The sequence below is a fragment of the Pseudomonas sp. Y5-11 genome (assembly GCF_022368695.1).
Lineage (GTDB): Bacteria > Pseudomonadota > Gammaproteobacteria > Pseudomonadales > Pseudomonadaceae > Aquipseudomonas > Aquipseudomonas parakoreensis.
The window spans coordinates 3,483,653-3,500,554 of the sequence record NZ_CP058974.1 but is presented as its reverse complement, the minus strand read 5'-3'; the positions used below and the strand labels follow the sequence as shown (position 1 = coordinate 3,500,554).

Below are 16,902 nucleotides of genomic sequence, written 5' to 3'. Positions count from 1 at the left end.
TAAACGTTGTGCAACCGCACCCACGGCAGGCGATCGCGCACCTGACGCGCCAGCGCTGCACTGAGTTCGCCGCCACCGTTGAGCACATCGGTCAGGCTGGTGCATTGCTCGACACCGTCCTGCTCGATGAACTGCTGCAGCAAGGCAGGCACAAACTTGACCACCGTCACCTGCTGCTCACGAATGGTCTGCACCACATACGCCGAATCGCGGTTGCCGTCCGGTCGCGCCAGTACCAGACGCATCCCGGAACACAACGGCCAGAAGATCTCCCACACCGAACTGTCGAAGCTGAACGGCGCTTTTTGCAGCAGCGCGCCGTGTTCGGTCGGCGGACTGAGCTGCGAACCCCAGTGCACCATGTTGCAGGCACTGCGATGCTCGATCATCACGCCTTTCGGCAACCCGGTCGAACCCGAGGTGTAGATCATGTACGCAAGATTCGAAGCACTGAGGCCCGGCACTGGCGAATCGTGATCCGGCAGGTGCTGCCAGGTACTGCGGTCAAGGTCGATCACCGTGGCGGCAGCGTCATCGAACAAACCGCGAGTAGCGGTCTGCACCAGCACCGCAGTCGGCGCGCTGTCCTTGAGCATGTACGCCAGACGTTCCGCCGGGTAACTCGGGTCCAGCGGCACATAGGCACCACCGGCCTTGAGGATGCCGAGCAAACCAACGATCAGATCCAGCCCGCGCTCGACGCAGATCGCCACACGCGCATCCGGTTGCACGCCGAGTTCACGCAGGTGATGGGCCAGGCGATTGGCGCGCTGATTGAGCTCGCGGTAGGTCAGGTTGCCTTGCGCGGATTGCAGCGCGACAGCGTCCGGTTTGCGCCGCACTTGCGCTTCGAACAAGCCGTGCAACGGCTGCTCCAGCGGGCAATCAACCTCGGTGGCGTTGAAATCCACCAGCAAGCGCTGACGCTCATCCGTCGCCAGCAACGGCACCTGCGTCAACAGCACCTGATCATCATTGACCAACGCCGCCAGCAGTTGCTGGAAGTAGCCGACGAAGCGGCGAATGGTCGACTCATCGAACAAGGCCGTGGCATAGCGCAACGAACCGCGAATGCCGTCGTGGGAATCGCCAAGGCTCAGCGACAGGTCGAATTTCACAAAATGGCTCTCGCCGGCCACGCCTTCCAGGGTCAGGTCGCCGAGGGTCAGGCTCGGGTCGTCGTTGTTGTCCCAACTGAGCATGGTCTGGAACAACGCGCTGTGCGACAGACTGCGGACCGGTTTGCTGATGTCCACCACTTGCTCGAACGGCAGATCCTGATGCGCCTGAGCCGCCAGGGTTTGCGCCTTGACCCGCGCCAGCAGCGCCTCGCCGCTCGGCTCGCCCGAGGTGTCGATGCGCAGCGCCAGGGTGTTGACGAACATGCCGATCAGGCCTTCGATCTCCGCGCGGGTGCGGTTGGCTACCGGCGAGCCGATCACCACGTCGCTCTGCCCGGACAAACGGCTGAGCAGCATCGCCCAGGCGCTCATGATCACCATGTACGGCGTCACCGCACGACGCTGACACAAGGCTTTCAAACCGGTGCTCAAGTGTTGATCGAGCAGTATGTCGACGCGGCTGCCGGAATAGTCCTGCTGCGGCGGACGCGGACGGTCAGTGGGCAGGCTCAGCAAGGCCGGCGCACCGGCCAGCGCCTGCTTCCAGTAATCGCTCTGGCGCTGCAGCACCTCGCCACTGAGCCAGCGCCGCTGCCACACTGCGTAGTCAGTGTATTGCAGCGCCAGCGGTGGCAGCGGATCGTCGTCGCCACGGCTGAACGCTTGATACAACGCCGCCAGCTCACGGGTCAGTACGCCCATCGACCAGCCATCGGCGATGATGTGGTGCAGCGTCAGCAACAGCACATGATGGTCGTCGGCCAGACGCACCAGACGTCCGCGCAGCAGCGCATCGTGCTGCAGATTGAACGAGGCGCAGGCCTGCTCCTCAATCAGACCGCGCAAGGCATTGTCAGCCTGCGGGTGCTGGCGCAGGTCTTCTACCGCCAGCAACAGACCGCTCTCGGCCGGCAAAATCAGCACCTGCGGCTGATCGTCGATCTGTCTGAAGCGGCTGCGCAGGGTTTCGTGACGCGCAACGATGCGTGCCAGTGCCCGCTGCAGCGCGTCTTCATCCAGTCGACCGCGCAGGCGCAGACCGACCGGGATGTTGTAGGCGCTGTGGCCGCCGTCCATCTGCGCCAGGAACCACAGGCGTTGCTGGGCGAAGGACAGCGGCAATCGCTGATCACGCGGTGCCGGCAAAATCTCCGGCAAGGTGCTGCGCCCCGCCCGGCTCAGCACCTCGGCGACAGCGGCCAGCTCGGGGTTGGCGAACAGCTCGGCGAGGGTCAGCTCGACGCCCAACTGCTGGCGCACCTGCGACAGCATGCGCATCGCCAGCAACGAATGCCCGCCCAGTTCGAAGAAGTTGTCGTGAAGACCGACCTGTTCAACCCGCAGCAAGCCAGCCCAGATCCGTGCCAAATGGTGTTCCAGCGCCGAGATCGGCGCGACATACACCCGGCTGAGCATCGCTGCCTGCGTCGGTGCCGGCAGCGCCTTGCGGTCGACCTTGCCGTTGTTGTTCAACGGCAGGACCTCCAATTGCACCCACGCGCTCGGCACCATGTATTCCGGCAATCGCGCCAGAAACTGCGCGTGCAGATCGGCGCTGTCCAGGTGGCCGGCGTGCGCGGTGTAGTACGCCACCAGACGGGTGATGTCCTGACCATCGCGGCGCGCCAGTACCACGGCTTCCTTGATCCCTTGGCAGTTGAGCAGGCTGTTTTCGATTTCGCCCAGTTCGATACGGAAACCGCGAATCTTCACCTGATCGTCATTGCGCCCGATGCAATCGAGCTGCCCCGGAGCCAGCCAGCGTGCGAGGTCACCCGTGCGATACAGCAGCGCGCCCGGCTGCTCGCTGAACGGATCACGCAGAAACTTTTCGGCGGTCAGATCGGCGCGGTTCAGGTAACCCAACGCCACGCCCTGCCCGCCGATGTACAACTCGCCGGTCACGCCCATCGGCACCGGTTGCTGGTGCGCGTCGAGCACGTACACCTGGGTGTTGGAGATCGGCCCGCCAATCGGCACGCTCTCGGCGTTTTCCGCCACTTCACGCACTTCAAACGTCGTCGCGTAAGTGGTGGTTTCGGTCGGACCGTAGCAATGCACGATACGCAGCGCCGGCGCCTCGGCCAGCAGTCGACGGAACGCCGCCGGATCGCCACGCTCACCACCACACAACAGAATGCGCAGGCCTTTGAGCGCCTGCGGAATCAGCTGCACGTACTGGTTGAACAGCGCAGTGGTGACGAACAGCACCGTTGCCCCGGTTGCGCTCAACGCGCGGCCAAAGGCGTTCGGATCAAGCAAGGTCTGGTGATCCATGACCACCACGCGCCCGCCATTGAGCAATGGCCCCCAGATGTCCATGGTGCTGGCGTCGAACGCCGGGTTGGAGGCGAACACCACGCGGTCCTGCGCATTGAAATCGGCGTAACCGTTGTTCAGCACCAGGCGGCCGATAGCGCGGTGCGGCACCATCACGCCTTTCGGCGTGCCGGTGGAGCCGGAGGTGTACATGATGTACGCCAGCGCCTCCGAGGACTGCGCCAGATTCGGGTTGTGCGTCGGTTGGCCGCTGAGGGTCAAGCGGTCGAGGTCGATGCGTGGTGCAGCGTAGTCGATGACTTCACGGCTGAGGGTCAGCAACGCCGCTGCCTGACAGTCCTCGACCATGAACGCCTGCCGCTCGCTCGGCGCGTTGATGTCCAGCGGCACATAGGCCGCCGCGCATTTGGCAATCGCCAGTTGCGCCACCAGCAGTTCCAGCGAGCGCGGCAGCAGGATCGCCACGTGATCGCCCGGCTGCACGCCTTGGCTGATCAAGTGATGCGCCAGGCGGTTGGCATGGGCGTTCAGCTCGAAGTAGCTCAGCGAATGCTCGCCATGCACCGCCGCCACCGCCTTGGGATGCGCCGCTGCCTGCTGCTGGAAAATCCCGTGCACGGTCAGGGCCTGCGGGTATTCGCGTGCGGTGGCGTTGAAGTCGCAGAGCAAGCGCTGCCGCTCAGACTCGGCGAGTAACGGCACCCGTTCCAGCACTGTCTGCTCATCGTTGACCATCGCCGCCAGCAGGCGCTGCAAGTAACCGACATAACGCTCGACGGTCGCTTGATCGAACAACGCCGTGGCGTATTCCAGCGAACCGCGAATCACCCCGTTGACCTCACCCAGGGTCAGGGTCAGGTCGAACTTGGCCACCCGGCCCGGCGCAGCCACAGCTTCAAGACTCAGATCGCCCAGCGCCAGGTGCGGGCCGACGCTGCTGTCCCAACTCAGCGTGGTCTGGAACAGCGGGCTGTGCGCCAGACTGCGCGCCGGCCGGGCGATGTCCACCACTTGCTCGAACGGCAGATCCTGATGCGCCTGCGCTTCCAGCGTACGCGCCTTGACCCGTGCCAGCAGCGCAGCAACGCTCGGCTCGCCCGAAGTGTCGATACGCAGGGCCAGGGTGTTGACGAACATGCCGATCAGGCCTTCGATCTCGGCCCGGGTGCGGTTGGCCACCGGCGAGCCGATCACCACGTCGGACTGCCCTGACAACCGACTCAGCAACAGCGACCAGGCACTCATCAGGCTCATGAACAGGGTCACGCCGTGCCGTTGACTCAAGGCTNCCGGGTGCGGTTGGCCACCGGCGAGCCGATCACCACGTCGGACTGCCCTGACAACCGACTCAGCAACAGCGACCAGGCACTCATCAGGCTCATGAACAGGGTCACGCCGTGCCGTTGACTCAAGGCTTTGAGGCCGGCACTCAGACGCTCATCCAGGCGTACTTCGACGCTGCTGCCGGCAAAGTCCTGCTGTGGCGGACGCGGACGGTCGGTGGGCAGGGTCAGCAACGCCGGCGCGCCGTCGAGGATCTGCTGCCAGTAATCGCTTTGCCGCTGCAGCACGTCACCGCTGAGCCAGCGCCGCTGCCATACCGCATAGTCGCCATATTGCAGCGACAGTGGTGGCAACGGATCCGGTTGCCCGTGACTGAAGGCTTGGTACAGCGCCATCAGCTCACGGGTCAGCACCCCCATCGACCAGCCGTCGGCGACGATGTGATGCACGGTCAGCAACAGCACCTGGTGCTCGTCGGCCAGACGTATCAGGCGTCCGCGAATCAGCGGATCGTGCTGCAGATCGAAGGCCGTCGCGGCTTCCTGCGCGAGCAGTGCCTGCACCGTGGCTTCGGCCTGTGGATCCCGGCGCAGGTCTTCCACCTGCAGCAGCAGGCCGCTGTCGACCGGTGCAATCGTCACCTGAGCCTGATCGTCGACGCTGACGAAACGGCTGCGCAGGGTGTCGTGGCGCGCAACGATCTGCGTCAGCGCGCGCTGCAAGGCTTCAACATCAAGCCGCCCGTGCAAGCGCAGGCCAAGCGGAATGTTGTACGCCGAATTGCCGCCGTCCATTTGCGCGAGGAACCACAGGCGTTGCTGGGCGAAGGACAGCGTGCCGTCACGCGGCACCGCTACGATCGGCGGTTGGCTACTGACCTGCGCTACGCACAGGCACTCGGCGACCGCCGCCAGTTCAGGGTTGGCGAACAGATCGGCCAGCACCAGCTCAAGCCCCAGTTGCTGACGCACCTGCGCGACCATGCGCATGGCCAGCAGCGAATGGCCGCCGAGTTCGAAGAAGTGATCATGCCGACCGACCCGCTCGACCTGCAGCACCTCGGCCCAGATCTGCGCCAGCGCGGTTTCCAGCGCGTCTTGCGGTTCGACGTATGCGCGGCTGAACAGCGCAGTCAGCTGCGGCTTTGGCAGCGCCTTGCGGTCGACCTTGCCGTTGGCGGTCAGCGGTAATGCGTCAAGCCTGACGAACGCCGCCGGCACCATGTATTCCGGCAGTTGCACCAACAGCCGGGCGCGCAGATCGCCAACGCTCAGCGCGTCGCCCTGTTCGGTGAAATACGCCACCAGACGTGGCTGGCCGGGTTCATCCTCTCGGGCCAGCAGCACCGCGTCTTGAACGCCGTCGAGCTGATTGAGGCGGGTTTCGATCTCACCCAACTCGATACGCACGCCACGGATTTTCACCTGATCGTCGTTGCGCCCGAGGTATTCAAGCGTCCCGTCCTCGCGCCAGCGCGCCAGGTCGCCGGTGCGGTACAGACGTGCATTTGGCACGCTGCTGAACGGATCGCGCAGAAAGCGTTCGGCGGTCATCTGCGGACGGTTCAGGTACCCACGGGCCACGCCGGCACCGCCGACATACAACTCGCCCATCACGCCCAGCGGCACCGGGCGTTGCTGCGCGTCGAGCAGATACACCGTGGCATTGCTCACCGGTTTACCGATGTGCAAGACGTCGCCCGCCGCAATCAGGCCGGAGGTCGCCACCACCGTGGCTTCGGTCGGGCCATAGTTATTGATCACCCGGAACGGCTGGTTGCGGTTGAACTGGCGCAGACGATCGCCGCCGATCAACAGGGTTTTCAGGGTCGGATGCGCCGGCTCCTGACTGAAGGCGTATTCGGCTACCGGGGTCGGCAGGAAGCTCACGTCCAGCGGCTGCGCACGCCACCAGATCAGCAGCGCGTCGATGTCTTCGTTGCCGTCATGGTTTGGCGCCAGATGCACGGTCGCGCCAACGCACAAGGCCGGCCAGACTTCCCAGGCCATGGCGTCGAAACCGAACCCGGCCAGGCTTGAAGTATGGCTGCCTGCGTGCAGATCGAAGGCCGCGCAGTGCCAGTCCACCAGGTTGCTCAGGGTCTGATGCTCGACCATCACGCCTTTCGGCAGGCCAGTGGAGCCGGAGGTGTAGATCACGTAAGCCAGGTGCTGCGGGGTCAGGGCCGACAGCGACGGGTTGTCGATGGGCTCGTTTGGCCATTGGCGCAGATCAAGGTCGATCAGCGGCACCGACAATACCGGCAGGCGTTCACGCAGAGCGCTTTGGCTCAGCACCGCGACGGGCGCACTGTCTTGCAGCAGATAGCTCAGGCGCTCCACCGGGTGCGCCGGATCCACCGGCACATAACCGGCGCCGGCCTTGAGAATCGCCACCAGCCCGACCAGCGTATCGAGACCGCGCCGGGCGACGATGGCCACGCGGTCGTCAGGCTGTACACCCGATGCAATCAGATGATGCGCCAGCATGTTGGCCTGGCGGTTCAACTCGGCATAGCTCAGCGAGGCACCGGCAAACACCGCTGCCAGCGCCTGCGGCCGTTCAATGGCTTGCTGCTCGAAACGCTGGGCGATCGTCAGCCCCTGCGGGTAATCGGCGCGGGTCGCGTTAAAGGTGTGCAACACCTGCTCGCGCTCGGCGCCCGGCAAGATCGACAGCCGTTCAAAGCCTTGATGCGGCGAGTGCTCCAGCGCCTCCACCAGCGCGTGCAAGGCGCATTGCAAATAAGCGCAAGTGCGCCGCGCGTCGATGCCGGCGCCCGCCAGTGCGGTCAGGCTGAAGCCTTCGCCGAGGTCGTCGACGCTGAGGGTCAGGCGGTAGTTGCTGTGCTCCTCGGCCTCGAGCAATTGCATGCCCTGCCAGGCCGCCCGGGCCTCGGCAGAACCGCCACCTGCCGAGGCACCATGACGGTAATTGAACAACGTGCTGAACAGCGGCGTGCTCGGCGCCATGGCGCTGCAATGCTGAATGCGCGCCAGTTGTGCGTGTTCGTGCTGCAGCAACTGGCTGAGTAATTGATGCGTCGCCAGTGCTGCGCCCTTGATGCTGTGCGCGCGCAGATCGATACGCAGCGGCAAGGTATTGATGAACACCCCGAGCGCCCGTTCGGCGCCCTCGCCGCCCTGCAAGCGACCGAGCAATACCGTACCGAACACCACGTCGTCACGACCGGACAATGGCCCCAGTACCTGCGCCCATGCCAGGTGCATCAGACTTGCAGCGCTGACACCCAGGCGCCGCGCCTGACTGCGCAGGTTGCGGCTCAGCGTGGCGTCGAGGCTCAACCGGGCCTGCGTGGCCAGCCCTTCCTGCGCCGGGTTCTGCCCGTAAGGCAAGGTGGGTTCGTCGACGTCGCCGAGCATCTCGCGGAAGAACGCTTCGTGCTGCTGGTCGCTCAGCCCCGACAGGGTGTGCGCCACGTAATTGCGATACGGCACCGGCTCAGCCAGACGCTGCGGCTGACCGATCAGGAACGCCTGCATCTCGTGTTGCAGCACCTCCAGCGCCACGTGGTCCATGACCAGGTGATGGAACAGCAACAACGCCACCACCCGCTGATTGGCTGAATCCCAGGCGTGCACCACGCGCATCAGCGGCGCCTGATTGACGGCCAGGCGGTACTGCGCAGCGTCGAAGCGACGGCACAATTGCTCGAGTACATCGCCGTCCGCGCCATCGAGTTCCAGCGCTTCGCACGCCAGCGGTGCCTCACGCCAGACCACTTGCACCGGGTCTTGCAGGCCGTCCCAGAACAGCGAGGTGCGCAGGATGTCGTGGCGCTGGATCACGTTCTGCAAGGCTTGGGTGAAGCTGTTCAGGCGCTGCTCGTCGGCAAAGGCAAACTGCGCCTGCAACACATACGGATCGCCCTGGGCGGCGGACAAGTGATGAAAGAGGATGCCGGTCTGCAACGGCGCCAGCGGATAGATGTCCTGCACATTGGCCACGCCGCCGGGGATGCTGGCGACGATGCGGTCAATGCTCGGCTGGTCGAGCGTCACCAGTGGCAGCAGCTCGGGAGTGATGCGTGTGCAGTCCGTGGTGATGAGGTTGGCCGCGACTTCGGCCTCCGGTTCACCGCCCACCGCAGCGGCCAGTGCGGCGAGGGTCGGTTGGTTGAACAGCACGCGGATGTCGGCCGTCAGACCGGCGCGACGCATGCGCGCGACCAGATTCACCGCCAACAGCGAGTGCCCGCCCAATTCAAAGAAATGGTCATGGCGCCCTACCCGCTCAACCTTGAGCAGTTCAGCCCAAAGCTGCGCGAGGGCGATTTCCACTTCGCCGACCGGCGCTTCATATTCACGGGCGGTCAGCGCCGCCCGATCCGGCGCCGGCAACGCCTTGCGGTCGAGTTTGCCGTTGGGGCTCAGCGGCAATGTATCAAGATGCACGAATACGGCAGGCACCATGTAGTCCGGCAGGTTTTCCAGCAGATGGCTGCGCAGTGTTTCGATTTCCAGCGGTGCCCGGGTGTAGTACGCGACCAGACGTTTCTCGCCCGGCACGTCCTCACGGGCCAATACGGCGGCTTCCTGAATGCCGTCGATCTGGGTCAAACGCGCCTGAATCTCGCCGAGCTCGATGCGCAAACCACGAATCTTCACCTGATCGTCGTTGCGACCGAGGTACTCGATATTGCCGTCCGCCAGATAACGNTCACGGGCCAATACGGCGGCTTCCTGAATGCCGTCGATCTGGGTCAAACGCGCCTGAATCTCGCCGAGCTCGATGCGCAAACCACGAATCTTCACCTGATCGTCGTTGCGACCGAGGTACTCGATATTGCCGTCCGCCAGATAACGCGCGATGTCGCCGGTGCGGTACATCCGCCCATTGGCCTGGAACGGATCGTTGAGGAAGCGCTCGGCGTTCAGTTCCGGGCGATTCAGATAACCGCGCGCCACCTGTACGCCACCGATGTACAGCTCACCGACCACGCCGTGCGGAACCGGTTGTTGCTGGGCATCGAGGATGTACATCCGGTTGTTGGCAATCGGTTTGCCGATCGGTGTGTTGTCTGGCGTTTGTTCCAGCGGCCCGGCGCAGTTCCACGCGGTCACGTCCACTGCCGCTTCGGTCGGGCCGTAGAGGTTGTGCAATTGGCTGCCCGGCAGTTGCTGTTTGAAACGCCGCACCACGCTGCCCGGCAGGGCTTCGCCGCTGCACATCACCTGACGCAGACTGCTGCAGCGTGCGGTTTCGGCGTGGGCGAGAAACACGTCGAGCATCGACGGTACGAAGTGCAACGTGGTGATGTGTTCGCGCTCGATGATGTCGCTGAGATACAGCGGGTCCTTATGCCCCTCGGGCCGGGCCATGACCAATCGGGCGCCGGTCATCAGCGGCCAGAAGAATTCCCACACCGAGACGTCGAAGCTGAACGGGGTCTTTTGCAACACCGTGTCGCTGGCGGTCACTTGATAGGCGTCCTGCATCCACAGCAAGCGGTTGACCACCCCGCGATGCTCGTTGATCACGCCTTTCGGCTGGCCAGTAGAGCCGGAGGTGTAGATCACGTACGCGGTGTGCTGCGGGGTCAGTTCGGTTACCAAAAGATTGTCCGTCGGCAGCGAATGCCAGTGCGGCTGATCCAGATCGATCACCGGCACAGCGACTTCGCCAAGCAACGAACGCGTGGTTCCCTGCACAAGCACCGCCAGCGGCGCGCTGTCTTCCAGCATGTAGGCCAGACGCTCCAGCGGATACGCCGGGTCCAGCGGCACATAACCGCCGCCGGCCTTGAGGATCGCCAGCAGCCCGACCACCATGTCCAGACCGCGTTCGACGCAGATCGCCACCCGCGCATCCGGCCCTACACCCAATTCACGCAGGTGCCGCGCCAGTTGATTGGCCCGGGCATTGAGTTCGGCGTAACTCAGTTGCTGCTCCCCCGCGACCACCGCTGGTGCCAGCGGCGAGCGCGCCACTTGCGCCTCGAACAAGCCGTGAATGGTCTGCTCAAGGTTGTAATCGACCTCGGTGGCATTGAACTCGACCAACAAACGCTGCTGTTCTTCCGGCGCCAGCAGCGGCGCCCTTTCCAGCAGCGCCTGATCGTTGCCGACCATCGCCTGCAACAGGCGCTGGAAGTAACCGACGAAGCGCTCGACCGTGCTCTGGTCAAACAATGCCGTGGCGTATTCCAGCGATCCGCGAATGATGCCGTTGGACTCACTGAGGCTCAGTGACAGGTCGAACTTGGCGAAGTGGCTCGGCTCGGCCACGCCCTCCAGCGTCAGTTCGCCGAGGGCCAGCGCCGGGCTTTCGAGGCCATCCCAACTGAGCAAGGTCTGGAACAACGGGCTGTGCGCCAGACTGCGCACGGGTCGAGTGATTTCCACCACTTGCTCGAACGGCAGATCCTGATGCGCCTGCGCTTGCAGGGTTTGCGCCTTGACCCGCGCCAGCAGTGCTTCGACGCTCAGCTCGCCCGAGGTGTCGATGCGCAGCGCCAGGGTGTTGACGAACATGCCGATCAGGCCTTCGATCTCGGCGCGGGTGCGGTTGGCCACTGGCGAACCGATCACCACTTCAGCCTGCCCGGACAAGCGGCTGAGCAGCATCGCCCAGGCACTCATCAGCGTCATGTACAGGGTCACGCCGTGGCGCTGGCCCAAGGCTTTGAGCCCGGCGCTCAGACGCTCGTCGAGCACCACCGCAACGCTGCTGCCGGCATAGTCCTGCTGCGCCGGGCGCGGCCGATCGGTCGGCAGCATCAACAGCGCCGGGGCGCCGGCCAGGGTCTGTTGCCAGTACTCGCTCTGGCGCTGCAGCACCTCGCCGCTGAGCCAGCGCCGCTGCCACACCGCGTAGTCGGTGTACTGCAACGCCAGCGGCGGCAACGGATCCGGCTGGCCATGACTGAACGCCTGATACAGCGCCATCAGTTCGCGGGTCAGTACGCCCATCGACCAACCGTCAGAGATGATGTGGTGCAGGGTCAGCAACAGTACATGGTGATCGTCGGCCAACCGCACCAGTCGCCCGCGAATCAACGGATCGTCCTGCAAGTCGAACGGCCCGGAGGCTTCGCCCTGAATCAGTGCCTGCAGGGTTTCCTCGGGTTGCGGGTGCTGGCGCAGGTCTTCGATTCGCAGCAGCAGACCAGTGTCCACCGGGGCGATCAGCACCTGCGCTTCGTCGTTGAATTGCGCGAAGCGGCTGCGCAGGGTTTCGTGGCGGGCGACGATCCGCGCCAGTGCGCGTTGCAGCGCCGCGTCGTCGAGACGGCCACGCAGACGCAAGGCCACGGGAATGTTGTAGGCGGTGTTGGCGCCTTCCATTTGCGCGAGGAACCACAGGCGTTGCTGGGCGAACGACAGCGGCAACGCGCCGTCACGCGGTACCGGCACGATCTGTGGTTGCGCACAGCGTCCGGCCTCGCTCAGCACTGAGGCGACCGCCGCCAGTTCGGCGTTGGCAAACAGGTCGCTCAGCGCCAGCTCGACACCCAGGCGCTGGCGCACTTGCGAAACCATGCGCATCGCCAGCAACGAATGCCCGCCGAGTTCGAAAAAGTGATCCTGACGCCCGACCCGCTCGACTTGCAGCACGTCGGCCCAGATCTGCGCCAGCGCGCTTTCCACCTCGCCTTCGGGCGCTGCGTACTCGCGGGTGAACAGCGCCGCCAGATCCGGTGCCGGCAAGGCCTTGCGGTCGACCTTGCCGTTGGCGGTCAGCGGCAGCGCGGCGAGTTTGACGAACGCGGTCGGCACCATGTATTCCGGCAAACGGCTGAGCAATTGCGCGCGCAACTCGCCCACCGGCAGCGCTTCGACCTGCGCCTGTTCGGTGAAGTAGGCCACCAGTCGCGGCTGGCCGGGTTGATCTTCGCGGGCCAGCAGCACCGCCTCCTGAATCCCCGGCATCAGGTTGAGGCAGGTTTCGATCTCGCCCAGTTCGATGCGTACGCCGCGAATCTTCACCTGATCGTCGTTGCGCCCCAGGTATTCGAGGTTGCCGTCCTCGCGCCAGCGCGCAAGGTCACCGGTGCGGTACATCCGCGCGTTGGGTGCGCTGCTGAACGGGTCACGCAAAAAGCGCTCGGCAGTCATTTGCGGGCGATTCAGGTAGCCACGGGCGACCCCGGCACCGCCAACGTACAACTCGCCAGCCACGCCAACCGGCACCGGGCGTTGTTGTTGGTCAAGCAGGTACACCGTGGCATTGCTCAGCGGCCTGCCGATGTGCAGCGCATCGCCGCTTTGCACCAGACCTGAAGTGGCGACCACCGTGGCCTCGGTCGGGCCGTAGTTGTTGACCACGTCGAAATGCTGGTGGCGATTGAACTGACGCAAGCGGTCGCCGCCGATCAGCAACGTGCGCAGGGTCGGGTGTTCGAGGTTCTGGCTGAAGGCGTATTCGGCCACCGGGGTCGGCAGAAAGCTCACGTCCAGCGGCTGTGCGCACCACCACGCGAGCAAGGCATCGATGTCTTCGCCGCCCTCTTGGGTCGGCGCCAGATGCAGGGTCGCGCCCACGCACAACGCCGGCCAGACTTCCCAGGCCATCGCATCGAAGCCGAACCCGGCCAGGCTTGAGGTGTGACGCCCGGCACAGAGGTCGAACGCGGTGCAGTGCCAGTCGACCAGATTGCTCAAAGTGTGATGCTCGACCATCACACCCTTGGGCAGCCCGGTGGAGCCGGAGGTGTAAATCACGTAGGCCAGGTGTGCGGTGCTCAGGCCCGGTACCTGCGGGTTTTGCGTGACCGTCAGCGGCCAAGTGCAGCGGTCGAGTTCGAGTACCGGCACGTTCAGCGCCGGCAGTCGCTCGCGCAGATGGCTTTGGGTCAGTACGGCGACTGGCGCGCTGTCGTCGAGCAGGTAGTTCAAACGCTCCGCTGGATGCGCCGGGTCAATCGGCACGTAACCGGCGCCGGCCTTGAGGATCGCCACCAGTCCGGCCAGGGTGTCCAGCCCACGGCGGGCGACGATCGCCACGCGATCATCCGGTTTCACGCCCAGGTCGATCAGATGCTGCGCCAAGGCGTTGGCTTGCTGATTGAGTTCGGCGTAGGTCAGCTGCACGTTGGCAAACACTGCCGCCAACGCGTCCGGCCGCTCGGCCACCTGCGCCTCGAAACGTTGCTGGATAGTCTGTGGCGCAGGAAAATCCACTTGAGTGGCATTGAAGCCGCGCAATACCTGTTCAAGCTCTGCCGCCGGCAGGACCGGCAATTGATTGACCGGTGTCTGCGGCGCCTGTTCCAGGGCGAGCAGCAGGTTCTGCAGTGCGCAGAGCAGGTAATCGCAGATGCGCTGCGGATCGGTCTCGGAGCTGGCCAGCAGCGTCAGGCTGAAGGCGTCACCGAGGTCATCGACGCTCATCGTCAGCGGATAGTTGCTGCGCTCTTCGGAGTGCAACGTGGAGATACCGTCCCACGCCGCGAGGGTATCGGCGCTGGCGGTGGCGACGTTGTAGCTGTGGCGATAATTGAGCAGTGTGCTGAACAGCGGCGTCGGCGCCACCACGTGACTGCAGCGCTGAGCCAGGGCCAGCGGTGCGTGTTCGTGACGCATCAGCGTGGTCAGCCGTGCGTGGGTGGCGTTGACGGCTGCGCGCACATCCTGCCCGTCGATGTTCACTCGTAACGGCAAGGTGTTGATGAAAATCCCCAGCGCCCGGTCAATCGCTTCGGCGCCCTGCATGCGGCCCATCAGCACCGTACCGAACACCACCTGCTGTTTGCCGGTCAGCGCAGCCAGCACCTGCGCCCAGCCAAGGTGGAACAGGCTCGCGACACTGACGCCGAGCGTCCGCGCCTGCGCCCGTAGACGCTGGCCCAACAGTGCAGCGACCGGCACGCTGAGTTCGACGATTTCGCTGCCGTCACCCTGCACGTCCTGCAGGCCGTAAGGCAGCGTCGGTTCGTCGATGTCGCTGAGCATCTCGCGGAAGAACGCCTCGTGCTCGGCCTCGCTGACGCCCAGACGCGCCTGCGCCACGTAGTTGCGAAACGGCACCGGGCGCCCGAGCCGTTCACGCTGCCCGGTGAGGCAGGCGCGCATTTCGTGGCGCACCACGTCGAGGGCCGAGTGGTCGAGCGCCATGTGATGGAACAACAGCGTGGCGATCACCCGTTGCCCGGCTTCATCCCACGCGTGGGCCAGACGCATCAGCGGCGCCTGGGTCACGTCGAGGCGGAAGTGCCGGGCGTCGAAACGCTCATGCAGATACGCCAGCACGTCGCCATTTGCATCAGGCAACGTCACCTCTTCCACCGGCAGTTCGGCCCGGCGCCAGACCACCTGCACCGGCGCGTCCAGTCCTGCCCAATGCACAGCGGTGCGCAGAATGTCATGGCGATCGATCACCGCTTGCAGCGCTTGAGCGAACGCTAGAAAACGTTCGCGGCTGGCAAAGGCGAAATGCGATTGCATGACATACGGATCACCGTCACCGCCACTGACGTGGTGATACAGGATGCCTTCCTGCAGCGGCGCCAGCGGGTAGATGTCCTGCACGTTGGCTGCGCCGCCGGGGACTTGTGCGACGAGGTGGTCGATGGTCGTCTGGTCGAGTTCGACCAGCGTCAGCATCGCCGGAGTGATGCGCGTGGTGCCGGCAACGATGCCGTTGACCGGCACCTCGACCTGCCCGTGCTTGCTGGCCGAGTACTGCCCGGCCTTGATCAGCTCGATCAGCGCCGGTTTGTGCTCGCGCAACAGCGCCAGCAACGCCGGGTCGTTCAAGGCCTGCTTGTTGCCATTGACCCGCAATTGGTCGTCCGCGACCGCCAGCTGAATATCCTTGGCCTTCAATGTGGCCAACAGTTCGATCACGTTCACAGGACGATCTCCATTCGTTCGGTAATTGCGGCGTAGCCGGCCAGGGTCGGATGTTCGAACAGCGACCTGACATCGGCTTCCATGCCTTCCTGACGCAGCCGGCCGATCAGACTGACCGCCAGCAGCGAGTGCCCACCCAGTTCAAAGAAATGATCGTGGCGCCCTACCCGCTCGACGTTGAGCAACTCGGCCCAGAGCCGTGCGAGGGTGATTTCCACTTCGCCGACCGGGGCTTCATATTCGCGCACCGGCAATGCGCCCTGATCCGGCGCCGGCAGCGCCTTGCGGTCGAGCTTGCCGTTGGGGCTCAGCGGCAATGCATCAAGATGCACGAATACGGCAGGCACCATGTAGTCCGGCAGGTTTTCCAGCAGATGGCTGCGCAGCACGTCGGTTTCCAGCCGTGCGCCGGTGTAATACGCCACCAGACGCTTGTCCCCCGGCACGTCTTCGCGAGCCAGTACGGCGGCTTCCTGCACGCCATCGATCTGGGTCAAACGCGCCTGAATCTCGCCGAGCTCGATGCGCAAACCACGGATCTTCACCTGATCGTCGTTGCGACCGAGGTACTCGATATTGCCGTCCGCCAGATAACGGGCGATGTCGCCGGTGCGGTACATCCGCCCATTGGCCTGGAACGGATCGTCGAGGAAGCGTTCGGCGTTCAGCTGCGGGCGATTCAGATAACCGCGCGCCACCTGCACGCCACCGATGTACAGCTCGCCGACCACGCCGTGCGGCACCGGTTGTTGCTGGGCATCGAGGATGTACATGCGGGTGTTGGCGATCGGTTTGCCGATCGGCGTGTTGTCCGGGGTTTGCTCCAGCGGCCCGGCGCAACTCCACGCGGTCACGTCCACTGCCGCTTCGGTCGGGCCGTAGAGGTTGTGCAATTGGCTGCCCGGCAGTTGCTGTTTGAAACGCCGTACCACGCTGCCCGGCAGGGCTTCGCCGCTGCACATCACCTGACGCAGGCTGGTGCAGCGTGCGGTTTCGGCGTGGGCGAGAAACACGTCGAGCATCGACGGTACGAAGTGCAACGTGGTGATNTCCACGCGGTCACGTCCACTGCCGCTTCGGTCGGGCCGTAGAGGTTGTGCAATTGGCTGCCCGGCAGTTGCTGTTTGAAACGCCGCACCACGCTGCCCGGCAGGGCTTCGCCGCTGCACATCACCTGACGCAGACTGCTGCAGCGTGCGGTTTCGGCGTGGGCGAGAAACACGTCGAGCATCGACGGTACGAAGTGCAACGTGGTGATATGTTCGCGCTCGATGATGTCGCTGAGATACAGCGGGTCCTTATGCCCCTCGGGCCGGGCCATGACCAATCGGGCGCCGGTCATCAGCGGCCAGAAGAATTCCCACACCGAGACGTCGAAGCTGAACGGGGTTTTCTGCAACACC

At 64.6% G+C, this 16,902-nt stretch carries 2 protein-coding genes and 1 pseudogene; all 3 read right to left on the bottom strand.

Annotated features, from left to right (window positions below; translation table 11 throughout):
- Positions 1-4,685, bottom strand: a 4,685-nt coding sequence (locus tag HXW87_RS29505; protein WP_275588680.1) for a non-ribosomal peptide synthetase, incomplete at its 3' end; no start/stop codon positions are given.
- Entirely contained in the window at positions 4,682-15,499 is a 10,818-nt protein-coding gene (locus HXW87_RS15430) for a non-ribosomal peptide synthetase (protein WP_275588679.1), read from the bottom strand. The genes HXW87_RS15430 and HXW87_RS29505, both read right to left, overlap by 4 nt.
- Positions 15,496-16,895, bottom strand: a pseudogene (locus HXW87_RS29500) (AMP-binding protein); the annotation flags it as partial. The gene HXW87_RS15430 and the pseudogene HXW87_RS29500, both read right to left, overlap by 4 nt.
- Positions 16,896-16,902: the final 7 nt, after the last annotated feature.